This is a genomic window from Bradyrhizobium barranii subsp. barranii (assembly GCF_017565645.3).
GTDB lineage: Bacteria > Pseudomonadota > Alphaproteobacteria > Rhizobiales > Xanthobacteraceae > Bradyrhizobium > Bradyrhizobium barranii.
The window spans coordinates 7543803-7569711 of the sequence record NZ_CP086136.1 but is presented as its reverse complement, the minus strand read 5'-3'; the positions used below and the strand labels follow the sequence as shown (position 1 = coordinate 7569711).

Here is a 25909-nt window from a genome sequence, read left to right as displayed (position 1 = left end):
AGGCGCTCTCAAACCAAGTGCTCTCATCACCTTGTGAGCCGTTTCCTCGAAGGGAGTGCTTTTCATGACAATACGCATAGCATAGCTTTCGTCGCAACCAGCGGGAGGACGCTCATGAATCTGGCGGGACAGCTACGACCGATTGTCGCCGCATTGGCGGTGTGGGCTGCGACCGTCTACGCCGCGCGTGCCGAGGAGGCCAATGATTATCCGACCTCGGCGCGTGCCGAATACGTCTATGGCTGCATGAAGGCCAATGGCGAGAGCCGGCAGTCGATCGAGCAATGCTCCTGCTCGATCGACGTGGTGGCCTCGATCGTGTCCTATGACCGTTACGTCACCGCCGAGACGGCGCTGAGCATGTCCCAGGTGCGCGGCAATCTCGGCGTCCAGTTTCGTACGTCCGAGCAGGCGAATTCGGCGGTGAACGATCTGCGCCGCGCGCAGGCGGAAGCCGAGGTGAGGTGTTTCTAGCTGCCGCATAGACGGTGCGATCCCTTCTCCCCTTGCGGGAGAAGGTGGCGCGAAGCGCCGGATGAGGGGTATGCCTCCGCGAATACTATCGCAAGAGAGTAGCTCGCGGAGACAAACCCCACGAATTTTTGTCTACCAGCGGTGCTGCCCTCTCCCACAAGGGGCGAGGGCACAGTCATCCGCACCGCGTTTGACTTTGAAGGGGGAGGGAAGGCAGAGCCTCACGTCCCCGGCTTCTCCACATCCCATTCATTGCGGAACACGTGCCCGTCCGTGTCCTTCGCCTCCGCACGGAATCGCTTGGCGCCATTTGACACATACGTGAAGCGCAGGTTGGGATCTTCCGAGATCGAGATGCCGCCCTCCATCGACAGCACGGGGCTGTCGTCCTGCGTCAGCTTCAGCTGGTTGACGAAGAAGGCGGGGACGTAGAGCTGCGTGACCTGATCCATTTGCAGCCCGGAATTGTTGGGATGGCCGATCATGATCTGCGCCTCGCGGACGCGGCTGGCCGGTGCCTCCTCGCGCGCGAATTGCCGGTAGCGCATCTGGCCGAGCCGGTTCCTGGCTTCCTCGATGTTCTTTCCTGCCGGCGCCGAGCAGCCGCCCGAGGCCTTCACATAGGCCTTGGCGACGTAGAGCTGGCCGTCGCTGAGCTCGGCGACCGCGTGGACGTCGGTGTAGTTGTTGACGCGCACGCGCGTGGAGATCTCGGTGACATTGGCATCTGCGCCGAGCTCGAACTTCGCTGCCATCGGCGCCGGGTTGCGGTCGATGACGAGGGTGATCGAACGGATGCGGCGGCTATCCGCGGGCGACAGTTTGCTGCGCAGGGTCACCGGCACGATCGCCGCGTCCTCGGCGCGATAAGGCATCTCGATGCCGATGACGTCGTTGCCGTCGTTGATCGGACGGTTGCTGAAGATGTCCTGCACCAGGCCCGGCCAGGGATCGTAAGCCTCCTCGGCGCTCGCCGGCACAGCGAAGGCGATGCCGAGCAATGCGGCGATCAGGGGCAGGCGGCGTGTGCATCCCGTCATGGTCGTGGTCCCGTGCGGACGAAGCAGTTTTCTCTGGGTCGGCGCAGCCGACCCCCCGTCCAGCGTAGCGCGTCCACTACTCCCATTCAATTTCCGAAAATGCTGCGGTTGCGTTGCGGGCATTGTAGTCGTCGAACAATTGCCAATGCGGCCGTTCCGATGCGGCCGCCTTGTCGGCGGCAGTCCGGATCGGCTCGCCCTTCTTGTTCGACGCCCGGACGTCCGCCAGCAGGGTTCTGAGATAACGCCGCTCGTCGCCGAGCGCGGCAGGCCAGTCGCTCACAGGCCCGTGACCCGGCACGACGCGCTGCGCCGGAATTTTATCGAGTTCCCCGAGCGTGCCGAGCCAGCCGCGGATGCTGCCGTCCATCACCGGAATATGGCGGAGGAAGACGAGATCGCCCGCGAACAGCGTCTTGCTGGTCTCGTCGAACACGGTCAGATCGTTGTCGCTGTGCCCGGCCGACCAGGCCCGCAAGGTGAGTCGGCGCGACCCGAGATCGAGCTTCAGGGTATCAACGACGAGCAGGGTGGGCGGCACGATCTTCACGGGATCGATCAATTCGCTACCCATGATGCGTCTAAAATTGTCGAGATAATACGGCCCGCGCGTCGCCAGCGCCTGGGGCAGCTTGCTGTGGCCGACGAAGCTGGTTCCCTCTGCGGCAAAGGCCGCATTGCCGAAGACATGGTCGGGATGGCCATGGGTGTTGATGACGTAGCGGATCGGCTTGGATGTGCGAGCCCGCACCGCCGCCAGCAGCGCCTCGCCCTCACGCAGGCTGCCGCCGGAGTCGATCACCGCCACTGCGTCTTGGCCGACGATGAAGCCGACATTGGCGATGTCGCCTTCGTTCTCGCGGGTCATGAGGGCGGTGGTCCCGGAGTGCACGAAGATTCCCGGTGCGACTTCGCTCACAGGCAATTCGGCTGCCCCGGCGCGTGCTAGCGTTGCTGTCCCCAGCAGGGACAGGGCTGCGATCAAGGAAGCGATGCGAGACACTTTTCCGCCTCAGTTCAGATGGCTTGCCGCACTGCACTGCAACAAACCAAAGCCAACACAAAGTTTGGCAAAGCATGGCGCGTCATGCGTTGCATGGCTAGCATTCAAACAAACCGAGGAGGAAGCGCGATGACGGAGGCCGGGCGACATCGTCGCTGGTTGTTTTCACTGTGGGTCCTGGTGGCATCCTGCGCATTCGGCGACGTCGCCATTGCGCAGACCAGCGAGACCGGCGACCTCTCGTTCGAGCTGGTCGATCCAAAAGTGCTGCGCGTCTGTGCAGACCCGCGCAATCTGCCGTTCTCGAACGAGAAGGGCGAGGGGTTCGAGAACAAGCTCGCCGAGCTGCTCGCAGACAAGCTCCAGAAGAAGCTCGACTACGTCTTCTTCCCGCAGGCCACCGGCTTCGTGCGGATGACGCTGGGCGCGCATCGCTGCGACGTCATCATGGGATTTCCGCAAGGCGACGATCTCGTGCAGGGCACCAATCCCTATTATCGCACGTCATACGCGCTGGTCGCGAAAACAGGCAGCGGGCTCGAGGAAGTCGATACGCTCGAAGACCCGAAGTTGAAAGGCAAGCATGTCGGCATCGTCGCCGGCACGCCGCCGGCCACCAACATGGCGATCGCCGGCCTGATGGGCGATGCAAAACCCTATCCCCTGATGATCGACACGCGCTTCGACAGCTCCGCACAGGCGATGGTCGACGACCTCGTCGCCGGCAAGATCGACGCAGGCGTGCTGTGGGGGCCGATGGCCGGGTATTATGCGAAGAAGGCCGGCTCGTTGCATGTCACGCCGCTGGTGAAGGAAACCACAGGGCCAAAGCTGGTCTATCGCATCGGCATGGGCGTGCGCCCCGCCGACCAGAACTGGAAGCGGCAGCTCAACAAGCTGATCCAGGAGAACCAGGGCGAGATCAACAAGATACTGATCGACTTTGGCGTGCCGCTGCTCGACGAGAGCGACAAGCCGCTCGGCGCGGAGACGGCCAAGAAGACGCCATGAGGCGGCGCGCTGCCGCTGCGCTGGTTGCCGCCATTCTGGTGGCGCCGGCGTTGGCGCAGCAGCAGGAGCCGTTCGAGCCCGAGGGGTATCGCTCCGACAATTACCGCGCGCCGGTGCCGGCGACGCTCACTGGCGCGCGCGTGCTGACGACTGCGGAGGCCGAAGCAATCTGGCGTGCGAAGAGCGGCGCCTTCATCGACGTGCTGCCGCGCGCGCCGAAGCCGAAGAACCTTCCCGAAGGCACCGTCTGGCGCGATATGCCGCGAAAAAACATACCGGGCAGCACCTGGCTGCCGGACACCGGCTACGGCGTGCTGCCGCCCGCCATGGACGATTATTTCCAGCGCGGCCTCGCCCACGCCGCGCGCGGCGACAAGGCTGCGCTGCTGGTGATCTATTGCCTGGCCGACTGCTGGATGTCCTGGAACGCCGCCAAGCGCGCCTTGGCCGACGGTTACGCCAACGTCGCCTGGTACCCCGACGGCACCGACGGCTGGGAGCGCGCAAACCTTCCGACCGAGGAGACGCAGCCGCAGCCGCGGCCAGAGCAGTAGTTGAGCGAGCGCAGGTGCGCTCCCTCGCCCCGCTTGCGGGGAGAGGGTTGGGGTGAGGGGGATTCTCCGCGGGCGCGGTGTTGAAGATACGCGCTGCTTCCTCGTCGTCATTGCGAGCACAGCGAAGCAATCCAGCGTCTTTCCGCGGAGGGATTCTGGATTGCTTCGCTACGCTCGCAATGACGGTGGGATGGAGCGTCGCGAATGTTGACCGGACGGACTCGCGGAGGCTCCCCCTCACCCGGAATCCGCGCTTCGCGCGCATTCCGGCCTCTCCCCGCACGCGGGGAGAGGAAAGATCCTGCCTACTGCTTCTGCAGCTTCGTCAGCGTGCCCGTACCGTTGTCGTCGGTCGCCGAGTACGTCACCCTGTCGCCGGCATGGACGGCATCCAGCATCGCGGCGTCCTTGGCCTTGTACTCCTGAAGCGTGCCGGCGCCGCCTGCGCTGCCGCCGACCGTGCCCTTCTGTGTCTGCTGGATCGAGATCGTGCTGTTGAGCCGGTCTATTCTGGTGACCATCCCGGTCATGTCGTCAGCAAAAGCGGGGGACGCAAGCGTGCTGATGGCTGCAGCGCATGCGAAGATGAATTTTGTTGTTCCCATCGAGGCCTCCCGACGTCTTGGAGTTCACGTCGACAAGCCATCCTAGAGCGATTTGGTTCCGGCTGATAGCGCGGCAAAGGGTAACGATGGCGCTGATATCGCGGGAACTTTCCGAAAAGTCGTCGTCAGCGAGGCTGACGCTATTCCATTTCTTGCTGGATCACGCGTCCGAGAGCGAACAGGCGCTGGTCAATCGCGGTCGGAACCTCGCAGACGAACCGCACCACCTTGTGGCGATCTTCGAAAATGCGGGTTTCCCAGATCAACTGGTTGCTGAGCGCATCGACCTTTGCGTCGTCGCGTGGTGTCGCGCTCTGGAGCGCCTGGAGCTGGATCGACTCCTCGCGGATCTTGTCGGCCGCCTCGCGCTGTTTGCGGCTGACGCCTTCGAGCCCGTTCATGACCTGCGAGCGCTGGGCGTTGAGCGTGTCGAACAAGCCGGCGAACAACAGCTTGGCGTTCGCCGTCTTGTCAGCGGCGGAGCCGGCCAAAAACTCCTTCACCGACTTTTCGGCCTCGTCCATCGGCGTCTTCCGCGCTGACAGTTTTGAGACCAGCGCGGTGACCTTTGCGTCGTCCTTCCATTTGGTCTCGGCGTCGTCGAGTGCGGGACCGGCCCAGACGGCGGCGAGCGAGATGTCCGGCACCTTGGCCTGCGTGCAAGGCCAGTTGGGATAGCGTGGATCGGCGGCGCACGCAGCCGTGCTCGCAACGGCGAGCGCAAAAGCGGCCATGGCCAGAACCTTCATCCTTCGCCTCCCGCAGGGCCCCGTCGCGCCAGCCCGCGCGAGGGATCATAGGCCAGAATCGCGCCGATCATGAAGACGATTGTGCAGGCCGCCACCACCGCCAGCGAGATCCAGTTGATTTGCCCATAGAATGCAAAACGTATCAGCTCGACCGCATGGGTGAACGGGTTGGCCTGGCAGAGATAGTAGAGATAGGGGCTCCCCTCCTGCACGCGCCAGAGCGGGTAGAGCGCGGAGGAGGCGAAGAACATCGGAAAGATCACGAAGTTCATTACGCCGGCAAAACTCTCGAGTTGCTTGATGCCCGAGGAGATCAGCATGCCGAGCGAGCCCAGCATCAGGCCGGACAGGATCAGCGCCGGCAGCACGGTGAGATAGCCGATCGCTGGAGGGGTGATGTCCCAGAACCAGGCGATCAGCAGGAACGCGTAGACCTGGAGCAGCGACACCGCGGTGCCCGCCAGCAGCTTGCAGAACAAGAGGAACCCGCGCGGCAGCGGGCTCACCAGCAGCGTCCGCATATTGCCCATCTCGCGGTCATAGACCATCGAGAGCGAGGACTGCATGCCGTTGAAGAGCTGGATCATCGCCATCAGCCCGGGCGCGATATAGACCTCGTAGAGGATGTAGGTCTCGTAGGGCGGGATGATGGAGATGCCGAGCACCTGGCGGAAGCCGGCGGCGAAGATGAACAGCCACACCAGCGGCCGCACCAGTGCCGAGACGAAGCGCTCGCGCTGATGCAGGAAGCGCAGGCCCTCGCGCCAGACGATGCCGGTGAGGCAGGTCATGTATTCCGCAGTCGAGAAACCGCGCGGTGTATCCCGCGTCGTGATGCTGCTCATGCGGCGCCTCCCGGCATCGTCTGCGCACCGGTCAGGCGCATGAAGGCGGTGTTGACGTCCTGCGCGCCGGCATCGGTGATGACGCGGCTCATCGGCCCCTGCGCCAGCACCTTGCCCTGGTGCAGCACCACGAGGTCGTCACCGGCGATGATCTCGTCGAACAGATGCGTGGCCCAGAGCACGCCGATGCCGTGCTCGGTCACGAGCTGGCGGACATGGCTGATGATGTCGGCTCGCGCCTTGACGTCGAGGCCGACGGTCGGCTCGTCCAGCAACAGCAGCCGCGGCCGGTGCAGCAGGGCGCGGGCGATCTCCAGCCGCCGCATCTGGCCGCCCGAGAGATCGCGCACCTTGCTGCCGGCACGCTCCGAGAGGCCGATGCGGCCGAGCAACTCGGCGCTGCGCGCGGCCGCCTCGCGCCGGCTGATGCCGTGGAGTGCGGCGTGATAGAGCAGGTTCTGCGTCAGCGACAGGTCGAGATCGAGCGTGCGCGGCTGGAACACGACGCCGAGCAGCCGCAGCGCCTCGCCGGGGCTCTTGCTGATGTCGTGGCCGAAGATGCCGACGCGGCCGCTCTGGATGCCGAACAGGCGCGTGATCAGCGAGAACAGTGTGCTCTTGCCCGCGCCGTTGAGCCCGAGCAGCGCAGTGAAGCTCGCAGGCTGCACATTGAAGGAGACGTCCATCAACGCCCGGCGCGGCCCGTAGGAATGGCTGACGCCGTCGATCGACAGCGCCGGCACCGCGGCCGCTTGCAGCCTCGGCATCTCCTGTGGCTCGGCGATGGGAGCAGGGCTGGTCATGGCGAGATCGTAATGCCCCAGGGCAGTTCGCCCACCTGAATGGTCTTGATCACCTTTTGCGCGGCGACGTCGATGACCGAGACGTCGTTCGACACGCCGTTGGTGGTGAGCAGGTATTTCTCGTCCGGCGTGAACGCCATGTGCCAGACCCGCTGTCCCACCAGCAAATATTTCGTCACCTTGCGCGAGGCGACGTCGACCACGGCGACGCGGTTGGCGGGGCCGAGCGCGACGAAGGCGGTCTTGTCGTCCCTGGTCATGCCGATGCCGACCGGCTGGATCGCCTCTTTCCGCAATCCCGGAATCTCGAACGTGACCTTGCCGGTCACCTCGTGCTTTTTGGGATCGATGATCGAGACCGTGCCGCCGATCTCCGAGGACACCCACAGCTCTGAACTGTCATGCTTGAATTCGGCAAAGCGCGGCCGCGCGTCGACCAGCACGTTGGCGACGATCTGGCGCGACGAGGTGTCGATGAAATGCGCCATGTTGGTCGTCTCGGACGTGTTGATCAGTGTCTTGCCGTCGGGGCTGATCGTCATGCCCTCGGGCTCGACGCCGACCTGGATGTCGCCGAGCCGCGCGCGCTTCTCCAGATCGATCACGGTCACCGTGTTGTCGTTCTCGTTGGCGACATAGAGGATTTTTCCGGCGGCATCCTGCGCGAACAATTCCGGGTCGGGCCCGGAGGGCAGGCTGTCCACGATCGCTTGCGTCTTCGCATCGATCACCTGGATGGTGTCGTCGTCGCCGACCGCGACCATCACGAACTTGCCGTCGCGCGTGAAGTCGATGCCGCGCGGGCGCTGGCCGACCTTGATGGTCTTGGTCACGGTCCAGCTGTCGGTGTCGATCACCGAGACCGTGTTGCTCTTCTCGTTCGAGACGTAGGCGATGAAGGCATGCGCGGGCGCGGCCGCAAGCGCCAGTCCGGACAGCAACCCCACACGCCACATGCGCAACATTCGCGTCCTCATTTCAGCTTGCATTTGCTCTCCGGGCGGTCGTAGCCGAGCGTGTCGAGCTCGGAGACCTGGTGCAGAAATCCCTCCTGCGGCGACACCGACACCACCATCCGGCCGTCGACCAGCAGGATCGGCTGGCGCAGCTGCAGGTTCCAGTCGCGCAGGGTCAGTCTTGTGCCCTTGAAGGCAGCGACCGAAAAATCCGGCCCCTTGATGAAGTCGGTGACCTTCTTGACGTCGCCGGAATTGGTGCGCGAGGTCGCCTCGCCGATCATGCGGACAGCGGTCCAGGCCTGCATGTCGAGCGCGGTCATGCGCCGCGAATTCAGCTTGATGAAGCGGTTCTGCATCTGGATCGCGCCCCACTGGTCCTGCGCCGCGTCCCAGCTGCGCGGCACGAGGCCGGCCGAGCCAGCGACGGGGCGCGGATCCCAGGTGCGATAGGGCAGATAGGCGCCGAACACTTCGCTCTCGTCGGCGGCGACCAGCACGTCATAGGCCGGCAACTGTTGCGTGAACACCGGCATCTGGCGTTGGATCAGCGTGACACCGCTATCGGTGCGGCGCGCGCCGCCCTTGTCCTCGAAGGTCTTCTCTTGCACGATCTTGGCGCCGAACCGCGTGGCGGTACGCCGGAGCGCGTCTGCAAAAAGCTTGTCCTCGTCATGCGAGCCGACCACGAGCACCCAGCGCTTCCACTGCTTCCACACCAGATATTGGCCGAGCGCATCGGCCAGCATCGCGCGCGTCGGGGCGGTGTGGATGACATTGGCGCGGCAATCGGCCTCGCGCAGGCGCTCGTCGATCGCGCCGGCGTTGAACAGCAGCGTGCCGCGCTCTCGCAGGGCGTCCGAGACCTTCAACAGCGCGTCGGCCGGCAGGTCGGCGATGATGAAGCCGTTTTTCTCGGCGAGCGCAGCCGCAGCCTCAACCGGATCTTCGCCTTCCTTGATGCGGCGCTCCTCCAGCGTGAAACGCTGGTTGAGGAATTTTCCCGTGGTGTTGTTGTCCTCGATAGCGAGGCGCGCGCCAGCGACGCCGTCATTCTCCGCGGGCTGCTCGACCAGCGACAGCGTCGATCTGGTGCCGGCGACGCCGAGATAGCCGACGCCGATCTGGACCGGGTCGGCCGCGAGCGCGCTCGTTGCGGCAAGACCAAGGCCGATCAGGCCGACCAACCATCGGATCATGTTTCCTCCAGATGTTCTCCCTAGCTTGACCGCCGGTGGAGAATTGTCTCTGCTAAAGCATGACCGATTTGGCCCGGCTTGCAACCCCGCATTTCGCCCCCGCGCGCGCGAGGCCGGGAATCACGATCATGCGAGCGCTGATCTGTTTCTCAGCTTTGCTGTTGACGGGGTCGGTCGCGTTGGCCGATCCGCCAAGGCTCGCGGTGTTCGATTTCGAGCTGATCGACACCAGCCTTCCCGGCGAGTTCTACGGCTCCAGGCCGGAAGAGGCGCGGCTCGAGCGCATCGGCGAGCAGCTGCGCAAGGAACTGGCGCTGTCGGGAAGGTTCCAGCTGCTCGACATCGCACCGGTCAGGGATGCCGCCCGTCACGCCAATTTGCAGGCCTGCGGCGGCTGCGACCTCAAGCTTGCTGGCCAGCTTGGCGCCGACCTCGAGATCACCGGCATGGTGCAGAAGGTCTCGAACCTGATCATCAATCTGAACATCTATTTGCGCGACGTGAAGACCGGCAACATGATCACCGTCGCCAGCGCCGACATGCGCGGCAACACGGACGAATCGTGGTCGCGCACGATGAGCTATCTGATCCGCAATCGATTGCTGGCGCCGAATTACGGGAAGCCGGAGTAGGGCGCTCTTACCCTCCCCTGGAGGGGGAGGGTCGCTTCGCATGGAGCGAAGCGCAATGCGAAGCGGGGTGGGGTGATCTCTCCACTCGGGCACCGCCTCGTCGGATAGACTGTCACCCCACCCCGCTCGCGCTTCGCGCGATCGACCCTCCCCCTCCAGGGGAGGGTAAGAAGTCATCACCCCTTCAATCTTTCCGCATGCCAGTGCAGATGATCGCCCATGAACGTCGAGATGAAATAATAGCTGTGGTCATATCCCGCCTGCCGCCGCAGCGTCAGCGGGATGCCCGCCTTGGTGCAGGCGGCCTCGAGCAGCTCGGGCCTGAGCTGTTCTTTCAGGAAATTGTCGGCCTCGCCGACGTCGACGAGGAAGCCGGAATATTTCGCGCCGTCCTCGATCAGCGCCACGGTGTCGTGGTTGCGCCAGGTCTCCTTGTTCGGTCCGAGATAGCCGGTCAGCGCCTTGATGCCCCAGGGCACGAGCGAGGGCGCCACGATCGGCGCGAACGCGCTTGCCGCGCGATAGCGGTGCGGATTGCGCAGCGCGACCGTCAGCGCGCCGTGGCCGCCCATCGAATGGCCCATCACCGATTGCCGCTTGGCGTCGACCGGAAAATTCTCCGCCACGAGCTTGGGCAGCTCGTCGGTGACATAGCTCCACATGCGATAGTTGCGCGCAAACGGCTCCTGCGTCGCGTCGACATAGAAGCCGGCGCCGAGGCCGAAATCATAGGCATTGTTGGCGTCGCCCGGCACGTCGGGCCCGCGCGGGCTGGTGTCCGGCGCGACGAAGATCAGGCCGAGCTCGGCGCAGGCTTTGCGGAATTCGCCCTTTTCGGTGACGTTGGCATGCGTGCAGGTGAGGCCGGAGAGATACCAGACCACGGGCAGCTTTGCGCCGGCAGCATGCGGGGGAACATAGACCGAGAACACCATGTCGGTTCCGGTCGCCTGGCTGGCATGGCGGTACACGCCCTGCACGCCGCCATAGGAAGTGTTGGTCGAGACAGTCTGGATCGTCATGCCGTTATGCTCCGTGGCATCTAACCACATCAAGATTGCAACGCTTGTGTGACCGAATTGGTGGCGGTGTGCGCGTCAGGCGACGCCGCTGTCAATCGCCAGCCGCACCAGCTCGACCGAGGTCTTCACGCCGAGCTTCTGTCGCATGATCGAGGAGGTGTTGGCGACAGTCTTGTAGGACGACTGCACCAGCCACGCGATCTCGGACAGGCTCTTTCCGGCGCTGAGGAGCCGCAGGATTTCCATCTCGCGCGCGTTCAGCTTCGACAGCGGGCTTTGTGCTAGCGTCGGTCCTGCAAACGCGATGCTGCGCGCGATCGCGGTGGGCAGATAGGTGCCGCCGCCCCCGACGGCGCGGATCGCCTCGACGAGGTCGTCGGGGTCGCCGGTCTTGGAGACGTAGCCCTTGGCCCCGCACTCGATCGCGCGCGCGGCGAATGCAGGGTCGTCATTCATGCTGAACATGATGATGCGGGCCTCGGGCGCGCGTTCGAGGATGCGGCGCGCGAGCTCGAAGCCGGAGACGGTCGGCAGGTTGATGTCGATGATGCAGAGGTCGGGGCGCTCGACAATGAAGACGCATTCGCCGTCCTCGGCGTCGGCGGCCTCCAAAATCTCGATCTCGCCCTCGTCGGCCAGCACGGCACGGCAGCCGGAGGCGACAATGGGATGATCGTCGACGATCAGAATGCGCATAGGCGTTCCCCGTGACAGCCTCGGCCTGCTTTTCCGCCGCATGATCCGAACAAGAACGCTGCGCGCGTCTCATGTCGCCTCATGCAACCCGGCCGGGATTGCTGTACGCTTTCGATTAGATATCGGGCGCTTCGCCTCTGTCAACGTCATCGGACAGGCGCGGGCCAACCTTCGCGAGGCACGGGCGGCACCAATGTGGCAAAATCTATCGTTGCGCGCGCGCATCAACCTTCTGCTGGCGCTGCTGCTGGCGCTGGGGCTCGCCGTCAATATCGGCCGCCAGGTCGCGGAAGCCGGGCCTCGCGTGCAGGCCGAGGACCAGAGCGTGATCCGGCTCGCGCGCGAATTCATCGAAATGATCGTTGCGGATCTGAACGAGGCGCCCGATCCGGATGCCAGGCTGAACCAGATCGCGCGCGATCTGAGCCGCCTGCGCCATGTCAGCATCGCGCTTCAGGACGCCGGCGGTAACCCGCTGACGCCGCCCCGGCCTTCCGACGACGACGCGCGTGGACCGCCGGCCTGGTTCGTCAGCCTGGTTCATCCCGAGCAGACCGCGGTGAGCGTGCCGGTCTCGGTCCATGGCAAGCCGGGCTCGCTGGTGATCACTGCGCATCCCGACGACGAGATCGCCGAGATATGGGACGCCATCGTGACCCAGCTCGAGGTCGGCTCGGTGATCGCGCTCGCGCTGTTCCTGGTAATGATGACGGTGGTCGGCCGCGCGCTTGCGCCGCTGCAGTCGTTGGCGCAGACGATGACCGCGATCGAGGGCGGGCATTATGACGCGCGCGCCACGCCGGGCGGTGCGCCCGAGCTGGCCGCGATCTGCGGCAAGCTCAATCATCTCGCGGCGGCGCTCGGCGAGGCGGTGGAGGAAAAGCGGCTTTTGGCCGAGCGCGCGGTGTCGCTCCAGGACGTCGAGCGCAAGGAGATCGCGCGCGAGCTGCACGACGAATTCGGGCCGTATCTGTTCTCGCTGCGCGCGCATGCGAGCGCGCTGGCGAAGCTCGCGGACGGGCGCGCGCCGAATGCCGACTCGGTCCGGAAGCACGGCAGCGCCTTGCTGGAGCAGATCAACCAGCTCCAGCAGTTCACCCGCCGCGTGCTGGAGCGGCTCCGGCCCGTCGGCCTTGCCGAGCTCGGCCTGCGCCAGGCGCTGGAATCGCTCTCGCGGCTGTGGCGGGAGGCGCATCCCGACGTCGCGATCGAAACCGTGATCTCCGCCACGCTCGGGGTCACCGGCGAGACGGCCGACCTCACCATCTACCGCATCGTGCAGGAGGCGCTCACCAACGTGTTCCGCCACGCCGGCGCGACGTCGGTCAATGTCGTGATCGAGCCCGTCGAGCAGGCCGGAGGCCGCGGCTATGCGCGCGTGCGGGTCAGCGACAACGGCCGCGGCATGGAGCCGGGCCAGAAGCTCGGCTTCGGCCTCGTCGGCATGCGCGAGCGCATTCTGGCGCTGGGCGGCACGCTCAACGTCGTCTCCAACGACGGCGGCTTGACCGTGGAGGCGCTGGTTCCGACGGCGGCGTCCTGATTGCATCGGGAAAAATTCCCGATTTGGTCGGGAAAACGGGTGCGGATAGTGCCAGACCTTTTGTGGCTGGCGGACTCACTGCCGCCGAATACACTCATCTCAACCAAACGGCGAAAATCAAAACAGCCGGTGGTCACGGATGGGAAGGCAGGGATGGGCAAGCCTCTTTGGTTCAAGCGTCGTTTGTTGATAGCCTCGGTGTCGACGGGGCTGGTGTCGGGCTTGGTCCTTGCAGGCCCCGCCGCAGCCGCGCAGGATGAGGAAACCAACGTCCAGAATCTGCCGGCGGTCGAGATCACGGCACCACCGCCGTCGGCCGTGAGGCGCAGTGCGCCAACGCGGCCGGTCGCACGGGTAGGGGCGCCGGCGTCCGCCGCTCCGAAGACACGCCTTTACGTCTACCCGACCTCACCGGGCACCGGCCGAGGTCTCGATGTCGACAAGGTGCCGTCCGCGATCAATGCGGTTGATGCCAGCCAGATCAGGCGTACCGCCTCGCCGGATATCGCCATTGCCCTGCAGCAGTACGTGCCTGGTCTCAGCATCAATGAAGTGACCGGCAATCCATTCCAGCCCGATGTGCAGTTTCGCGGCTTCGTCGCTTCACCTCTGGCCGGCACGCCGCAGGGCCTCGCCGTCTACCAGAACGGCGTACGCATCAACGAGGCGTTTTCCGACACTGTTAATTGGGATCTGATCCCGACGGCCGCGATCCGATCGGCGCTGGTCGTAACTAACAATCCGGCATACGGCCTCAATGCCCTCGGCGGTGCCATCGATCTGCAGATGAAGAACGGCTTCAACTATCAAGGGGCCGAAATCGACATCATGGGCGGCTCATTCGGCCGCATCCAGGGCTCTGCACAATGGGGCAAGCAGGTCGACAATAATTGGTCGGTCTACGGAGCGCTCGAAGGCGTTCACGACAATGGTTTCCGCAATTTCTCGCAATCGGATGTCCGGCGGTTCTATGGCGATGTCGGGTATCGCTTTGAAGGCAACGAGTTTCACCTCAATGGCGGCGTCGCCAACAATTCCCTGGCAGGACCCAGCACTGTTCCGGCCGAATTGCTCCAGCAATATTGGGGGGCGACCTACACAACGCCGCAAACCATCTCCAACAAGGTCGGCTATCTCAACCTGACCGGCAAGGTGGATGCGACGCCGACCTGGACCTTTGAGGGCACGGCGCATGTGCGGAGCTTCAAACAGAGCACCGTGGATGGAAACCCGACCGACGCCCAGGCATGTGCCGATCCAACGCTCCTGTGCTTTGGCAATGATACGGTCCCGGCCTTTGGCCTGAATGGCGTTCAGCTCGCCAATACCTTTGCGCCAGACGCCATCCTCAGCGAGATCGATCGCACCAGCACGAAATCGATCACGTTTGGCGTATCCGGTCAGGCAACCAACACCGACCAGCTGTTCGGTCATGAGAACCGCTTCGTAGTTGGCGCGAGCTATGATGTCAGCAGCACGCGCTTCACCGGCAGCGCTGAATTAGGAACCATAGGCACGAACTATGTCGTCACGGGCAGCGGCATATTCCTGGGTCCCTCCGGTGACCCGACATCGGTTGGTCCCGTGTCGCTTCGCACCGTCAACCAATATCACGGGCTCTATGCGCTCGACACGTTCAACGTGGACGATCGCTTTGCGGTGACGGCAGGCGGGCGATTCAATGCGGCCCGTGTCACGCTGATGGACCAGCTCGGCACCGCACTCAATGGCGATCATACCTATGATCGGTTCAATCCGATCATCGGCGGCACCTACAAGATCACCTCTGAAGTGACTGCCTATGCCGGCTATTCCGAAGCCAACCGGGTGCCCACGCCACTCGAGCTCGGCTGCGCCGATCCGGCGAGGCCGTGCATCATCGGGCAGTTTCTGATCGCTGACCCCCCACTGCAGCAAGTTGTATCCAAGACCTTCGAAGCGGGCTTCCGCGGCACCAAGGAATTGAACATCGGCTCCCTCGGATGGAAAATCGGTGCCTACCGTGCCACCAACTACGACGACATCCTCGCGACCCCGATTCCCGGCCTGACGGGCTTCGGCTTTTTCCAGAACGTCGGCCGGACGCGCAGGCAGGGTATCGAAGCCGAGGTGAGCCTGAAGTCGAATGTGCTTCAGTTCCAGGCGAGCTATGCGTTCCTGGACGCGCGCTTCCTCGACGCGCTGACGCTTGGATCAGAGAGCCCGTTCGCCGACGCCGGCAACATCCAGGTCTTGCCGGGCAATCACATTCCGCGCCTCCCTAGCCACCTTATTAAGGCAAGCATCGAATATGCGGTTACCGATGTCTGGAAGGTCGGGGGTGACGCGCTCTTTGTCTCGAGCCAGTATTTCGTCGGCGATGAGTCCAACCAGTTTCCGAAGCTGCCGTCCTACGCGGTGTTCAATCTCCACACCTCCTACCAGATCACCAAGAACCTGCAGATTTACGGTCGCGTTGCCAACATCTTCGACAACCGCTACTCGACCCTTGGCACCTTCTTCGACAGGGAAGCCTTGCCCAACTTCACCAATGGCGGTGCGGAATTTAACGACCCGCGATCGCTGAGCCCGGCAAGGCCCCGTGCGTTCTATGCGGGCATGCGGATGACGTTCTGAGTTCGACACGCAAGCCCGGCCGCCTCTGGAGGGCGAAAGACATCGCCTTTACTCCGCCCAGCCTCGGGCGAGGATCGCCGCTTGCTGCAAGGAAATGCGCCGGACCAGCGGATCTGCATGGCGGTGTACCAGCTGCCAGTCCGTGCTGTCCTTGCGATAGATCTCCGTGACGCGCAGCGACCAGTCCTGGGCATGCAGGCCGCCGACCTCCGCGCGCTGGCGTTCGATCATGACGAGCGCAACGAGCCCGTTCGAGGCATAGGTCTGCAAGACCTCCAGTCCGGTTTCCCCGTTCCTGAAATATTGCGCCAGGTCAGCCAGCCGTTTTGTGCTGCTGTCGAATCCGAAGCTGGCAGGGCCACCGAAGGGCTGCATCAGCGTGAAATCCGGGGCAATTCGGACCAGCTGCGACCAGCGGCCCATGTCGCCACGCATGAAAGCGGCATTCTTCTCGCCGGCGAGCTTGATGAGACCGGCTGTCGCGTCGTCCCCGGCGGCTGCATTGGCCGGAAGCTGACCGGAAGCAGGAATTGCCGCCGCCGCCATCATCATCGAGCGCCTCGACATTCTGTGCGGCGAGTCCTGGTTGTCCGGCGAGCCATGGCCTTTGCTCACCCCTTTCGACCTTCTGATCATTTCGAGGCTCCTGATTGCACTCTGCGCATTCCTTGAGGCCTTGATCTCGATGAATCCAGCGATATGATTTCAGCAACATGCTGAACCAAATTGATCTATCCAGGGTCGAACTGAATCTCCTTGTGGTCTTCCGCGTGGTCCTGGAAGAACGCCATGTCGCGCGCGCGGCCGCGCGACTGAACCTGACGCCGTCCGCTGTCAGCCACGCGCTTGGCCGGCTGCGCCTTGTTTTGAACGACCCGCTGTTCCTGCGAACGCCGAAGGGCGTCGTTCCAACAGAGCGGGCCCTGGAGCTCGACCACCCGATCGCTGAAATCATCGCACGCGTCGAACAACTGGTTGGCTCGGCTAGACCATTCGACCCTGCAAAAAGCCATCGCCGGTTTACGATCGGCGCGCCCGATGCTGTTCTCGCCTCAACAACGGGGCAGCTACTCGGTTCGATCGCGAGTAGGGCGCCCCACATCGACATCGGATTGATCCATGTGATGCCCGCGCCCCGCGGCGGCGCGATCGGCGAACCCTGGCACGAGTGCCTCGAGATGCTCGAAAGACGAGAGCTGGACGTCGCGATGCTGCCGCTGCCGGCGGTATCGCCGCGTTTCGAGGCGCGCAGGCTCTACGACGAGGAATTCGTGCTGGCCATGCGCAAGGGACACGCCTTCGCCAGAGCTCCGACACCCGCGGCATTCTCGCAAGCGCAGCATCTGCTGGTGTCTCTCAGCGGCGAGCCGCGCGGCTTCGTCGATGAGATGTTGGCAAAGCGCGGTCTCGAGCGCCGCATTGCCTTGACTGTCCCGAACTTTATGATGGCGCTCGTCCAGCTTGCAGGGTCCGAACTGATCGCCGCATTGCCGCGGCGTCTGGTGCAGCAGCACGCCGGGCATTTCGGATTGATGTTCGTCGAGCTGCCTTTCGCCCGTAAACCGGATACGATCTGCGCCATCGCAACCAAGGCTGCGATGAAGGACGCCGGTGTTGCATGGCTGATGGAGGTTGTCTTCGCCTCGGTCGGAGCAGGTCGGAACCGCAATCGGTAGCGCGGGCTCGCTCAGTTGGGCGGCCCCCAAACGGTTTCCTCCGTCCAGCCCAGATAGGCAAACTCGGATGCCCTCAACGGCGCTTCGGCGGTTGAAAAGAACTCGTCGAGCTGCGGCGGCTTGATGCGTGTTCCCGATAACATCGTATGCGCCTGCCCACGGTGGTGAATTTGATGCTGAATGAGATGCATCAGCAGCCGGTCGCGTCGCTCTATCTGGACACTGGGATCTCGATTGATCCGCACGTCTTCGTTCAAGGAGGCGGGTGTCAGAGCATCGCAGACGCCGATGAAGCGCCGGTCCATCGATGCTTGAGCTTCCGAGAGCCCTGCGAGAGCTGGAAATGGGATCGGATCCTCCCAGGCCTTCGGCCCAAGCCATCCGCCCTCGAGCGCATCGACGTAAAAGAGGTCGACGACATAAATGTGGTTCAACGTCCGCAGCAAGCTCGGGAAGAAGCCCGTCCGCTCGACCTCAAATTCGCCTTGGCTCAGCTCGGCGCACGCGCGGAGCAACCGGTGGTTCGCCCAGGCATTGTTGTGGGCGAAGGCGCGATAGCTTTGAACGATCGACATTGCAAACCCTGCGACTTGCTCGGCGCCGCGTTCCTTTACCGATCAGAAACCATAGCAAATGATCTGAAAATTGTAACGAAACGACTTGGCTGTTTCCGGGTAGGTTTGATGGAGGGCCCGTCCGATGACAGAGCACCAGTTGCGAGAGCGGAAATTCCAGATCGCGCGTTACAGGCTTCTGGAGCGCGAAGTCACCGATCCGCTTGCCGCCTGCCTGCTTCACAGCATCATCGAGGAACTGGAAGCCGAGTTGCGAAGGGACAGACCGGATTCGCACGGGCCGCGCGATTAACCGTTTCTTAGCGCTAATCATGCGGATTATTCGCGAGGGAATGTCAAGGGAGACTGCTCCCATGCTGAAGGACGGCACCTACGCGGCGTGGTACAAGACGCCACTCGACCAGGGTACCGGGATCGTCCATGTCGCAGACGGACAAATCTGGGGCTGCGACAGCCTGATGACCTATCACGGCTCCTGCAAGGTCGATGGAGATCGCTTCACCGCCACCGTGTCGACGAAGCGTCATACCGACGGACGTGCAACGGTCTTCGGCATCGACGACGAGCTCACGCTGGACATCGAGGGAAACTGCCCCGGCAAGGTCGCGACTTACACGGCGAAGGCAGCGCAGATGCCGGGAATGATCCTCCAGGGTACGCTCATTCTCACGGAACAGCAGCCGCCGGCGCGTGAGCGAACCGAGCAGGTACCCGCGTTCAATCCCGACAAGCTTCCGAAATTGCCCAAGCGCTCGCGCTGATCGAGCGAGCCGGCGCGTTGGCGCAACGGCCCGATGCAACATTATCTCGGACAAGGCTTCGCGTCGCCTGCTTGCCAGGCTAGCGGTATGTCCGCAGCAGGACTCGCAATCACTCGGGACCGCGTTTGTGAACGAACGTATGCGTTCTTGCCATCGATGGTGGCGCGTCGGATCGTTCTATCGATGGTTTCGGACGATCGCTCCTGCATTCGCAGCGCGAAGCTGAAGATCATACCGCCCAACGGCAAGGACCGCGACTTCGTGGTGGATGGTCTGGGCTCGCGAGCCGTGATCAATTCGCTGTTGGCGTGCTTCGACGCGGCTCAGGGCGTGAAGGGCAAAAAGAAGGGCAGGGGGTAAATCCGGGGCGTTCTTCTGCATTTTTGCATCCACAAGTCCCGGAACTCCCGCTTTTCAAGCAGCTTCCGACACGCCATTGTGCCGCCGCAACAATCGTCTGAAGGGGCAGTATCAATGTCGGACAAGGTCTCGCGTCGCCAGTTTGCCAAGCTGGCGGGATTGTCCGCAGCCGGTATCGCAAATCCGCTGGAGGCCGCCGAGGTTAAGCCGGCACCGGCGCCGCGAGGCATGGATGGCTTTCCGGCGGGCTTTGTCTGGGGCACGGCGACCTCGTCCTATCAGGTCGAGGGTGCGGTCGACGTCGACGGGCGGGGGGCTTCGATCTGGGACAAGTTCGTGCGCATCCCCGGCAAGATCGAGGACGGCACCACCGGCGATCGCGCCGTCGAGCATTATCAGCGCTACAAGGAGGACATCGCGCTCATCAAGGAGCTCGGCTGCAAGGCCTACCGCTTCTCGGTGGCATGGCCGCGGGTGTTTCCGGACGGCGACGGCAAGCCGAACCCGAAGGGGCTCGACTTCTACAATCGTCTCGTCGACGAGCTCCTCAAGAACGGCATAGAGCCGTGGCTGACGCTTTATCACTGGGACCTGCCGCAATCGCTCCAGGATCGCTTCGGCGGCTGGCGCTCGACCGAGACGTGCAAGATCTTTGGCGACTATGCGGGCTATGTCGCCGAGCGCCTGACCGATCGCGTCAAGAACGTGTTCACGCTGAACGAGAGCGGACGTTTCGTCCAGTTCGGCTATGGCCTCGGCATCGACGCGCCCGGCGTGACGCTGCCGCAAGTGGAGGTCAACCAGGTCAGGCATAACAGCGCGCTCGCGCACGGGCTCGCGGTGCAGGCGGTGCGGGCGCACGGCCGCCCCGGCACCAGGGTCGGGCCGGCCGAGAATATCGACGTCTGCGTTCCCGCAATCGACACGCCCGAGCATGTCCGTGCGGCCGAGATCGCGCTACGCGAGATGAATGCCGGTTATCTCAACGTCATCATGACCGGCCGGTATACCGACGCCTTCCTGAAATACGCGGGCGCCGATGCGCCGAAATACACCGACGCCGAGCTGAAGATCATCTCCTCGCCGGTCGACTTCCTCGGCCTCAACATCTACGCGCCGCAGAACTACGTGGTGCCTTCCGACCAGGGCGCGGGCTTCATGCCGCTGCCGATCCCGAAATCGTTCCCGCACATGAACTCGAACTGGCTCCGCGTCGCGCCGGAGACGATCTACTGGGTGCCGAAGCTGGCCGCAAAGATCTGGAAGACGGATGCGATCTACATCAGCGAGAACGGCACCTCCGGCGACGACGTAGTGACGCCTGACGGCAAGATCTACGATACCGACCGCATCATGTACCTGCGCAACTATCTCGCGCAGCTCCAGCGCGCCACCGCCGAGGGCGTGCCGGTGCGCGGCTACTTCCTCTGGAGCCTGCTGGACAACTTTGAATGGGTGTTCGGGCTCAACAAGCGTTTCGGGCTCTATCACGTCAATTTCGATACGCAGGTGCGCACGCCAAAGCTCAGCGCGACCTTCTACCGCAACGTGATCGCGAAGAACGCAGCGGGGGCGTAGCGTTCTCTCCCTTTCCCGGATTTTCCGCCGCGCGTAAAATCCGACCTCTTCCCGCAGGCGGGGCGAGGTGACGCAAGATCGCGCGGCCACGGCCGTTTAGCCTGACAGGCCAATCGCTTCACCGGTATCACCGCGCCCCATGCGGAACCCGCGCTTCTACTGTGCATGGGGTTGTTTTTCAGTTTTTTGCAAGGAGGCCGCGCGGCACCGCACGTTGACTCCACTCTTCCCCTTATTCAGAAACGACATCAAAACCCATAAACAAGAGGACAACGCCAATGGCTGACGCGCTGATCATCGATGCCTGCCGGACCCCGCGGGGCGTCGGCAAGGCCGGCAAGGGAGCACTCTCGGGCATTCATCCGCAGCAGCTCGGCGCGACCGTGCTGCGCGCGCTCGCCGATCGCACCGGCATCGACACCGCCGACGTCGACGACATCGTCTGGGGCTGCAGCGCGCAGGTCGCGACCCAAAGCGGCGACCTCGGCCGCATGTCGGCGCTCGATGCCGGCTACGACGTGCGCGCCAGCGCGGTGACGCTGGACCGCTTCTGCGGAAGCGGCATCACCAGCGTCAACATGGCGGCGGCCTCGATCATGTCGGGCACCGAAGATCTCGTCATCGCCGGCGGCTGCGAAATGATGTCGATGGAGGGACGCCGCGGCGGCGGTCCGATGATGATGGACTCCGGCAATCTGCGCCTGCGTGCGCGGCATCCGCAGTCGCATCAGGGCGTCTGCGCCGACGCGATCGCGACGCTGGAAGGCATCACGCGAAGCGACGTCGACGCGCTCGGTCTCGAAAGCCAGAAGCGCGCAGCGCAAGCGATTGCCGGCGGTCACTTCAAGAAGAGCCTCGTGCCCGTGCATCGCGAGGACGGCAGCCTCGCGCTCGACCATGAGGAGTATCCGCGGCCGCAGACCACGATGGAAGGGCTGAGCGCATTGAAGCCCGCATTCTCCGCGATCGCCGATTATGCGCTCGACGACAAGGGCACGACCTATCGCGGCCTCATCCTGCAGAAATATCCGGACCTGAACATCGACTTCATGCATCACGCCGGCAATTCGTCCGGCGTCGTCGACGGTGCCGCCGCGATATTGCTCGCATCGCCCGCTTATGCCAGGGCGCACGGCCTGAAGCCGCGCGCTCGCGTCGTCGCGATGGCCAACATGGGGGACTCGCCGACCCTGATGCTGAACGCGCCGGTGCCGGCGACGCGCAAGGTGCTGGCGAAGGCGGGGCTCTCCATCGACGACATCGACCTGTTCGAGATCAACGAGGCCTTTGCGGTGGTGGCGGAAAAGTACATCCGCGACCTCAAGCTCGACCGCGCCAAGGTCAACGTCAATGGTGGCTCGATCGCACTCGGCCATCCCATCGGCGCCACCGGCTCGATCCTGATCGGCACCGTGCTCGACGAGCTCGAACGGCGCGACCTGAAGTGCGGTCTCGTCACCATGTGCGCCGCCGGCGGCATGGCTCCCGCGGTCATCATCGAGCGCGTCTAGCCTTATTTTTCAGGGTGAATCGCGACCGGCCTCTCACAAAGAGGCCGGTCGTCGCTTGTCGAAAGCAGCGAATCAGCTTTAGCAAGGCGGCGTGCGGGCCTTTGAAACAAGGCAAAAACCGCTGCCGGAGGCTCCTTCCGCTCTGGAAGCCGCTGAAAAGCAGGGTTTTTTGCCTCAGAGGGCCAAAAAAGCCCGTAAAATCGCGACAAAACTGTGCAGAAGGCTCTGGGCCTTCAACGGTTGGTCTAATATGCAACCGGCAACGAATCAGAGGAGACACGATGCCAACCCAAATGTCCAAATCGCAGCTGATCGAAAAGATTGCGACCGCCACCGAGCTTTCCAAGCGCGACGTCAAGAGCGTCATGGAGACGCTGACCGACGTCGGTCACAAGGAGCTCAAGAAGAACGGCCTGTTCCTGGTGCCGGGCTTCGCCAAGTTCGTGGTCATCAAGAAGCCCGCGACCAAGGCGCGCAAGGGTACCAACCCGTTCACGGGTGAAGAGATGATGTTCAAGGCCAAGCCGGCCCGGAAGATCGTCCGCGCCCGCCCGGTCAAGGCCGCCAAGGACGCGGTGGGCTAACAACGCAAAGGCCCCCTCGGCTAGGAGGGGGCCTTTTGTTTGGGGCTGCCGCGAGGGCTTGAGACGGAGGGCTCAACCCTTGCGGCGCTTCACCCGGACCGGAACGGGCTGAAGCCGCGGCCCTGGTGCCGCCAGCGCATCGCGAACCCTTTTCTTCATCGCCTTCACTCCGCCGCTTCGACCTTGGCATCGGCCGGCTCGAGCGCTGCGGCGATGGCCTCGTCGACGCGCTCCAGCCAGATGAATTCGAGGTTGTCCCGCGCGCTCTTCGGGATGTCGTCGTAGTCCCGCTTGTTGCGCGCCGGCAGCATCACCCGCTTCAATCCGGCGGCGGCCGCAGCCACCACCTTCTCCTTGATGCCGCCGACCGGCAGCACCAGACCGCGCAGCGAGATCTCGCCCGTCATCGCGGTGTCGCTGCGCACCGTGCGATTGGTGAGCAGGGACGTCAACGCCGTGAACATCGCAACGCCCGCGCTCGGTCCGTCCTTCGGGGTTGCGCCCGCCGGCACGTGAACGTGGATGTCGCTCTTCTCGAACACCGACGGATCGATGCCGAGCTGCGTGGCCTTGCTCTTCACCAGCGTCATCGCAGCCTGCACGCTCTCGCGCATGACGTCGCCGAGCTGGCCGGTCAGGATCATGCCGCCCCGGCCGGGCACGCGCGAGGCCTCGATGAACAGGATGTCACCGCCGACCGGCGTCCAGGCGAGCCCGGTGGCGACGCCCGGAATGCTGGTCCGCTGCGCGATCTCGCCCTCGAAGCGCGGCTGGCCGAGCACGGTGGCGATGTCCTTCGGCGTCACGACGACCTTCGCGGCCGTGCCCTCGGCGACCTGCACCGCCGCATGCCGGAACAACTTTCCGATCTCGCGCTCCAGATTGCGCACGCCGGCTTCGCGGGTGTAGCCCTTGACGACCAGCTTCAACGCCTCCGGCTCGATCTCGGCCTGCTCGGCCGTCAGACCGTTGGCCTCGAGCTGACGCCGCACCAGGTAGCGGCGCGCGATCTCCAGCTTCTCCTCCTCGGTATAGCCGGCGAGGCTGATCAGCTCCATGCGATCCAGCAGCGGACCCGGAATCTGGTCCAGCATGTTGGCGGTCGCGATGAACACCACGCGCGACAGGTCGAACGGCACGGCCAGGTAGTTGTCCCGGAACGTCCCGTTCTGCTCGGGGTCGAGCACCTCCAGCATGGCAGCGGATGGATCGCCCTGCACACCACGTCCCATCTTGTCGATCTCGTCCAGCATCATGACGCAGTTCCGCGTGCCGGCTTTCTTGATGCCCTGGATGATGTTGCCGGGCAGTGCGCCGATATAGGTGCGCCGGTGACCGCGGATCTCGGCCTCGTCATGCACGCCGCCGAGGCTGACGCGCACGAAGGGGCGATCCATCGCGCGTGCGATGGACTGGCCGAGCGAGGTCTTGCCGACGCCGGGCGGGCCGACGAAGCACAGGATCGGCGCCTTGCCATGCGGAGCGAGCTTGCGCACCGCCAGATATTCGATGATCCGGCCCTTGATCTTCTCCAGGCCGAAATGATCGGCATCCAGGATGCGACGCGCTTCCGTGATGTCGATCGGCTTCTCCGCGGGCAGCGCCCAGGGCAGTTCGATCAGCCAGTCGAGATAGGTGCGGACCATGCCGGACTCACCGGCAGCCTCGGGCATGCGCTCGTAGCGCCGCAGCTCCTTCTTGGCGTGCGCCTCCGCTTCCGGCGGCATGTTGGCCTTGGCGATGGCAGCCGTCAGCTCGGCGACCTCGGCCGCCTTGCCGTCGCCTTCGCCGAGCTGGCGCTGGATGGTCGCCATCTGCTCGCGCAGGATCGCCTCGCGCTGCCGCTCGTCGAAGGAGGCCTTGGTCTTCTGGCCGATCTCGTTGGAGATGCGCAGCACCTCCAGCCGTTCGGCCAGGTGCTTCGACACCTTCTCGACGCGCAAGGCGAGGTCGATGGTCTCCAGCACCTCCTGCTTGTCCTGCGGCTTGATGTCCATGAACGAGGTCGCCAGGTCGGCCAGCGCGCCGGGCGCAGTCGTGCTCTGGAACATCGCGACCAGCTCGGGCGGCGCCTGCGGCAGCAGCTCGATCGCCTCGATGGCCTGGCGCTGCAGGTTCAGCGCGCGCGCCTCGATCTCGGGCGAGCTCGTGCTCGGCTCGGGGATCTGCTGGAAGCGCGCGGCCAGGAACGGTGTCCCGGGCAGGAAGTCGAGGATGCGCGCGCGCTGCACGCCCTGGCAGACGATGTGATGGGTGCCGTCGGGCGCGGTGATGTAGCGCACGATGTTGGCGATGGTCGCGACCCGGTAGAGATCGTCCGGCCCGGGCTCCTCGATCTCGGGGCTGCGCTGCAGGACGATGCCGACCGGCCGCTGCTCGCGCAGCGCCTGCTGTGCGGCGGCGATGGACTTCGCCCGGCCGATCGCGATCGGCGCGATGGCGCCGGGGAACAGCACCATCTCGCGCACCGGGATGACGATCAGCGCGTCTTCGGGAATCTTCACATCGGACTCGGTGGAATTGGTCTGTGCGTTATTCATCTGTTCGGTGGCCATGATCGACCTCAGGATTTGGCGAGGCGCAGCGCGACGCAGCCGTCCATCACGAAGCGGCTGATGGCGTAGCGGCCAACGGGAAGCGCGATGCGCCGCTCGAAGCGGCCCTGCGGCAGCTCGAGCCGGTGGATGCGGGCGTTGCGAAGCTCCGGCGGAAGCGTGCGCTGGCCGGAGATGACGAGGACGCCGTCGAGGATCACCGTCTCGACATTATCGGGATTGACGCCGGGAAGCGCGACCAGGATCAAAAGCTCATGCTCGGTTTCGAGCACGTCGATCGGCGGCTCCCAGCAGGCTTCCTGGCGGCCGAACTGCTGGCGCAGCCGTTCGGCGCGGGTCAGCGAGTCCAGGGCTTCGGACAGCATCCAGTCGAGGGGATTTTTGGGTTGCATGGCAAAACTCGGGGAAGGCGCTGCGGTTGGAAAACGAGCATATGGGGACGGTTCCCCAAAATTCCAGCATCGCGCGTTTGGAGCATGCCTGGCCTCTCCAACCGGAAAAGGCCCTTGCAGTGGCACGCTTCGACGCCGCGGGGATATTCCGCGGCATCAAAGGCAACAG

The 25909-nt window shown here is 64.1% G+C and carries 27 protein-coding genes; 13 read left to right on the top strand and 14 right to left on the bottom strand.

Translation table 11 applies throughout. From position 1 onward, the window contains the following. Nucleotides 1–114: 114 nt before the first annotated feature. Complete coding sequence (locus J4G43_RS36950; RefSeq protein WP_014493633.1) at nt 115–474, top strand: hypothetical protein; 360 nt, start codon at nt 115–117, stop codon at nt 472–474. 221 nt (nt 475–695) lie between these two features. Here J4G43_RS36950 and J4G43_RS36945 read toward each other — a convergent pair whose 3' ends face one another. Continuing rightward, nucleotides 696–1514, bottom strand: a complete 819-nt coding sequence (locus tag J4G43_RS36945; protein WP_208087925.1) for a quinoprotein dehydrogenase-associated SoxYZ-like carrier — start codon at nt 1512–1514, stop codon at nt 696–698. A gap of 76 nt (nt 1515–1590) precedes the next feature. Then, on the bottom strand, nt 1591–2517 hold the full coding sequence (locus tag J4G43_RS36940) for a quinoprotein relay system zinc metallohydrolase 2 (RefSeq protein ID WP_208087924.1): 927 nt from the start codon (nt 2515–2517) through the stop codon (nt 1591–1593). A 129-nt stretch (nt 2518–2646) separates the two neighbouring features. Here J4G43_RS36940 and J4G43_RS36935 point away from each other — a divergent pair, with 129 nt between their 5' ends. Together J4G43_RS36935 and J4G43_RS36930 are read left to right on the top strand one after the other, a co-directional pair. Continuing rightward, nucleotides 2647–3528, top strand: a complete 882-nt coding sequence (locus J4G43_RS36935) for a substrate-binding domain-containing protein (protein ID WP_208087923.1) — start codon at nt 2647–2649, stop codon at nt 3526–3528. Beyond that, nucleotides 3525–4082 carry a PQQ-dependent catabolism-associated CXXCW motif protein gene (locus J4G43_RS36930; RefSeq protein WP_208087922.1) on the top strand — a complete coding sequence of 186 codons (558 nt, stop codon included), beginning with the start codon at nt 3525–3527 and terminating at the stop codon, nt 4080–4082. Before J4G43_RS36935 ends, J4G43_RS36930 begins: the two co-directional genes overlap by 4 nt. A 305-nt stretch (nt 4083–4387) precedes the next feature. Here the strand turns inward: J4G43_RS36930 and J4G43_RS36925 are convergent, their stop codons facing one another. The 6 genes from J4G43_RS36925 to J4G43_RS36900 form a co-directional block, all read right to left on the bottom strand. Beyond that, nucleotides 4388–4687, bottom strand: coding sequence for a copper-binding protein (locus J4G43_RS36925; RefSeq protein ID WP_208087921.1), 300 nt, complete (start codon nt 4685–4687; stop codon nt 4388–4390). Nucleotides 4688–4827: 140 nt separating this feature from the next. Continuing rightward, nucleotides 4828–5436 (bottom strand): hypothetical protein, encoded by a 609-nt coding sequence (locus J4G43_RS36920; protein ID WP_208087920.1) that lies wholly within the window; start codon nt 5434–5436, stop codon nt 4828–4830. After that, nucleotides 5433–6281 carry an ABC transporter permease gene (locus J4G43_RS36915; RefSeq protein WP_071911693.1) on the bottom strand — a complete coding sequence of 283 codons (849 nt, stop codon included), beginning with the start codon at nt 6279–6281 and terminating at the stop codon, nt 5433–5435. Before J4G43_RS36915 ends, J4G43_RS36920 begins: the two co-directional genes overlap by 4 nt. After that, nucleotides 6278–7084, bottom strand: coding sequence for an ABC transporter ATP-binding protein (locus J4G43_RS36910; protein WP_208087919.1), 807 nt, complete (start codon nt 7082–7084; stop codon nt 6278–6280). Before J4G43_RS36910 ends, J4G43_RS36915 begins: the two co-directional genes overlap by 4 nt. After that, complete coding sequence (locus tag J4G43_RS36905) at nt 7081–8049, bottom strand: YVTN family beta-propeller repeat protein (protein ID WP_208087918.1); 969 nt, start codon at nt 8047–8049, stop codon at nt 7081–7083. The genes J4G43_RS36910 and J4G43_RS36905 overlap by 4 nt, the downstream gene beginning before the upstream one ends. Nucleotides 8050–8057: 8 nt before the next feature. Continuing rightward, complete coding sequence (locus J4G43_RS36900; protein ID WP_208087917.1) at nt 8058–9239, bottom strand: ABC transporter substrate-binding protein; 1182 nt, start codon at nt 9237–9239, stop codon at nt 8058–8060. A 59-nt stretch (nt 9240–9298) separates the two neighbouring features. Here J4G43_RS36900 and J4G43_RS36895 point away from each other — a divergent pair, with 59 nt between their 5' ends. Next, on the top strand, nt 9299–9871 hold the full coding sequence (locus tag J4G43_RS36895) for a DUF3280 domain-containing protein (protein ID WP_208087916.1): 573 nt from the start codon (nt 9299–9301) through the stop codon (nt 9869–9871). A 176-nt stretch (nt 9872–10047) separates the two neighbouring features. On the opposite strand, the gene fghA is transcribed toward J4G43_RS36895, so the two are convergent. Together fghA and J4G43_RS36885 are read right to left on the bottom strand one after the other, a co-directional pair. Then, the gene (gene fghA, locus J4G43_RS36890) at nt 10048–10893 is read right to left on the bottom strand and encodes an S-formylglutathione hydrolase (protein WP_208087915.1); all 846 of its coding nucleotides are present in this window, start codon (nt 10891–10893) and stop codon (nt 10048–10050) included. Nucleotides 10894–10968: 75 nt separating this feature from the next. After that, nucleotides 10969–11589 carry a response regulator gene (locus tag J4G43_RS36885; protein ID WP_014493646.1) on the bottom strand — a complete coding sequence of 207 codons (621 nt, stop codon included), beginning with the start codon at nt 11587–11589 and terminating at the stop codon, nt 10969–10971. Between the two features lie 193 nt (nt 11590–11782). Here J4G43_RS36885 and J4G43_RS36880 point away from each other — a divergent pair, with 193 nt between their 5' ends. Both J4G43_RS36880 and J4G43_RS36875 read left to right on the top strand, forming a co-directional pair. Then, on the top strand, nt 11783–13132 hold the full coding sequence (locus tag J4G43_RS36880; RefSeq protein ID WP_208087914.1) for a histidine kinase: 1350 nt from the start codon (nt 11783–11785) through the stop codon (nt 13130–13132). Nucleotides 13133–13285: 153 nt separating this feature from the next. Then, nucleotides 13286–15748, top strand: a complete 2463-nt coding sequence (locus J4G43_RS36875; RefSeq protein ID WP_208087913.1) for a TonB-dependent receptor — start codon at nt 13286–13288, stop codon at nt 15746–15748. A gap of 48 nt (nt 15749–15796) precedes the next feature. On the opposite strand, the gene J4G43_RS36870 is transcribed toward J4G43_RS36875, so the two are convergent. Continuing rightward, on the bottom strand, nt 15797–16384 hold the full coding sequence (locus J4G43_RS36870; RefSeq protein WP_225005322.1) for a Cif family virulence factor: 588 nt from the start codon (nt 16382–16384) through the stop codon (nt 15797–15799). A 122-nt stretch (nt 16385–16506) separates the two neighbouring features. Between J4G43_RS36870 and J4G43_RS36865 the strand changes: the two genes are divergently transcribed. Beyond that, complete coding sequence (locus tag J4G43_RS36865) at nt 16507–17424, top strand: LysR family transcriptional regulator (protein WP_321576287.1); 918 nt, start codon at nt 16507–16509, stop codon at nt 17422–17424. An 11-nt stretch (nt 17425–17435) separates the two neighbouring features. On the opposite strand, the gene J4G43_RS36860 is transcribed toward J4G43_RS36865, so the two are convergent. Beyond that, nucleotides 17436–17999, bottom strand: coding sequence for a DinB family protein (locus J4G43_RS36860; protein WP_208087911.1), 564 nt, complete (start codon nt 17997–17999; stop codon nt 17436–17438). Nucleotides 18000–18123: 124 nt separating this feature from the next. On the opposite strand from J4G43_RS36860, the gene J4G43_RS36855 reads away from it, so the two are divergent. The 6 genes from J4G43_RS36855 to J4G43_RS36830 all read left to right on the top strand — a co-directional run bounded on the left by J4G43_RS36855 (nt 18124) and on the right by J4G43_RS36830 (nt 22793). Next, nucleotides 18124–18291: a hypothetical protein gene (locus J4G43_RS36855; protein ID WP_208087910.1), complete on the top strand. Its 168-nt coding sequence runs from the start codon at nt 18124–18126 to the stop codon at nt 18289–18291. A 61-nt stretch (nt 18292–18352) separates the two neighbouring features. Continuing rightward, complete coding sequence (locus tag J4G43_RS36850; protein WP_014493654.1) at nt 18353–18760, top strand: hypothetical protein; 408 nt, start codon at nt 18353–18355, stop codon at nt 18758–18760. Nucleotides 18761–18943: 183 nt separating this feature from the next. Further along, nucleotides 18944–19120: a hypothetical protein gene (locus tag J4G43_RS36845; RefSeq protein WP_208087909.1), complete on the top strand. Its 177-nt coding sequence runs from the start codon at nt 18944–18946 to the stop codon at nt 19118–19120. 114 nt (nt 19121–19234) lie between these two features. After that, entirely contained in the window at nt 19235–20698 is a 1464-nt protein-coding gene (locus J4G43_RS36840; RefSeq protein WP_208087908.1) for a GH1 family beta-glucosidase, read from the top strand. A gap of 278 nt (nt 20699–20976) precedes the next feature. Further along, nucleotides 20977–22209 (top strand): acetyl-CoA C-acetyltransferase, encoded by a 1233-nt coding sequence (locus J4G43_RS36835; protein WP_208087907.1) that lies wholly within the window; start codon nt 20977–20979, stop codon nt 22207–22209. 281 nt (nt 22210–22490) lie between these two features. Then, nucleotides 22491–22793, top strand: coding sequence for an HU family DNA-binding protein (locus tag J4G43_RS36830; protein ID WP_014493658.1), 303 nt, complete (start codon nt 22491–22493; stop codon nt 22791–22793). 164 nt (nt 22794–22957) lie between these two features. Here the strand turns inward: J4G43_RS36830 and lon are convergent, their stop codons facing one another. After that, nucleotides 22958–25348, bottom strand: coding sequence for an endopeptidase La (gene lon / locus J4G43_RS36825; protein ID WP_208087906.1), 2391 nt, complete (start codon nt 25346–25348; stop codon nt 22958–22960). A gap of 8 nt (nt 25349–25356) precedes the next feature. Beyond that, nucleotides 25357–25740: an Hsp20/alpha crystallin family protein gene (locus tag J4G43_RS36820; protein ID WP_014493661.1), complete on the bottom strand. Its 384-nt coding sequence runs from the start codon at nt 25738–25740 to the stop codon at nt 25357–25359. Between the last annotated feature and the right edge of the window lie 169 nt (nt 25741–25909).

What these genes read in the sequence shown, in the direction of transcription:
- J4G43_RS36950 (WP_014493633.1), top strand. Translation starts at nt 115, where the DNA reads ATGAATCTGGCGGGACAGCTACGACCGATTGTCGCCGCATTGGCGGTG.
- J4G43_RS36945 (WP_208087925.1), bottom strand. Translation starts at nt 1,514, where the DNA reads ATGACGGGATGCACACGCCGCCTGCCCCTGATCGCCGCATTGCTCGGC.
- J4G43_RS36935 (WP_208087923.1), top strand. Translation starts at nt 2,647, where the DNA reads ATGACGGAGGCCGGGCGACATCGTCGCTGGTTGTTTTCACTGTGGGTC.
- J4G43_RS36930 (WP_208087922.1), top strand. Translation starts at nt 3,525, where the DNA reads ATGAGGCGGCGCGCTGCCGCTGCGCTGGTTGCCGCCATTCTGGTGGCG.
- J4G43_RS36925 (WP_208087921.1), bottom strand. Translation starts at nt 4,687, where the DNA reads ATGGGAACAACAAAATTCATCTTCGCATGCGCTGCAGCCATCAGCACG.
- J4G43_RS36920 (WP_208087920.1), bottom strand. Translation starts at nt 5,436, where the DNA reads ATGAAGGTTCTGGCCATGGCCGCTTTTGCGCTCGCCGTTGCGAGCACG.
- J4G43_RS36915 (WP_071911693.1), bottom strand. Translation starts at nt 6,281, where the DNA reads ATGAGCAGCATCACGACGCGGGATACACCGCGCGGTTTCTCGACTGCG.
- J4G43_RS36910 (WP_208087919.1), bottom strand. Translation starts at nt 7,084, where the DNA reads ATGACCAGCCCTGCTCCCATCGCCGAGCCACAGGAGATGCCGAGGCTG.
- J4G43_RS36905 (WP_208087918.1), bottom strand. Translation starts at nt 8,049, where the DNA reads ATGTTGCGCATGTGGCGTGTGGGGTTGCTGTCCGGACTGGCGCTTGCG.
- J4G43_RS36900 (WP_208087917.1), bottom strand. Translation starts at nt 9,239, where the DNA reads ATGATCCGATGGTTGGTCGGCCTGATCGGCCTTGGTCTTGCCGCAACG.
- J4G43_RS36895 (WP_208087916.1), top strand. Translation starts at nt 9,299, where the DNA reads ATGACCGATTTGGCCCGGCTTGCAACCCCGCATTTCGCCCCCGCGCGC.
- fghA (WP_208087915.1), bottom strand. Translation starts at nt 10,893, where the DNA reads ATGACGATCCAGACTGTCTCGACCAACACTTCCTATGGCGGCGTGCAG.
- J4G43_RS36885 (WP_014493646.1), bottom strand. Translation starts at nt 11,589, where the DNA reads ATGCGCATTCTGATCGTCGACGATCATCCCATTGTCGCCTCCGGCTGC.
- J4G43_RS36880 (WP_208087914.1), top strand. Translation starts at nt 11,783, where the DNA reads ATGTGGCAAAATCTATCGTTGCGCGCGCGCATCAACCTTCTGCTGGCG.
- J4G43_RS36875 (WP_208087913.1), top strand. Translation starts at nt 13,286, where the DNA reads ATGGGCAAGCCTCTTTGGTTCAAGCGTCGTTTGTTGATAGCCTCGGTG.
- J4G43_RS36870 (WP_225005322.1), bottom strand. Translation starts at nt 16,384, where the DNA reads ATGATCAGAAGGTCGAAAGGGGTGAGCAAAGGCCATGGCTCGCCGGAC.
- J4G43_RS36860 (WP_208087911.1), bottom strand. Translation starts at nt 17,999, where the DNA reads ATGTCGATCGTTCAAAGCTATCGCGCCTTCGCCCACAACAATGCCTGG.
- J4G43_RS36855 (WP_208087910.1), top strand. Translation starts at nt 18,124, where the DNA reads ATGACAGAGCACCAGTTGCGAGAGCGGAAATTCCAGATCGCGCGTTAC.
- J4G43_RS36850 (WP_014493654.1), top strand. Translation starts at nt 18,353, where the DNA reads ATGCTGAAGGACGGCACCTACGCGGCGTGGTACAAGACGCCACTCGAC.
- J4G43_RS36845 (WP_208087909.1), top strand. Translation starts at nt 18,944, where the DNA reads ATGGTTTCGGACGATCGCTCCTGCATTCGCAGCGCGAAGCTGAAGATC.
- J4G43_RS36840 (WP_208087908.1), top strand. Translation starts at nt 19,235, where the DNA reads ATGTCGGACAAGGTCTCGCGTCGCCAGTTTGCCAAGCTGGCGGGATTG.
- J4G43_RS36835 (WP_208087907.1), top strand. Translation starts at nt 20,977, where the DNA reads ATGGCTGACGCGCTGATCATCGATGCCTGCCGGACCCCGCGGGGCGTC.
- J4G43_RS36830 (WP_014493658.1), top strand. Translation starts at nt 22,491, where the DNA reads ATGCCAACCCAAATGTCCAAATCGCAGCTGATCGAAAAGATTGCGACC.
- lon (WP_208087906.1), bottom strand. Translation starts at nt 25,348, where the DNA reads ATGGCCACCGAACAGATGAATAACGCACAGACCAATTCCACCGAGTCC.
- J4G43_RS36820 (WP_014493661.1), bottom strand. Translation starts at nt 25,740, where the DNA reads ATGCAACCCAAAAATCCCCTCGACTGGATGCTGTCCGAAGCCCTGGAC.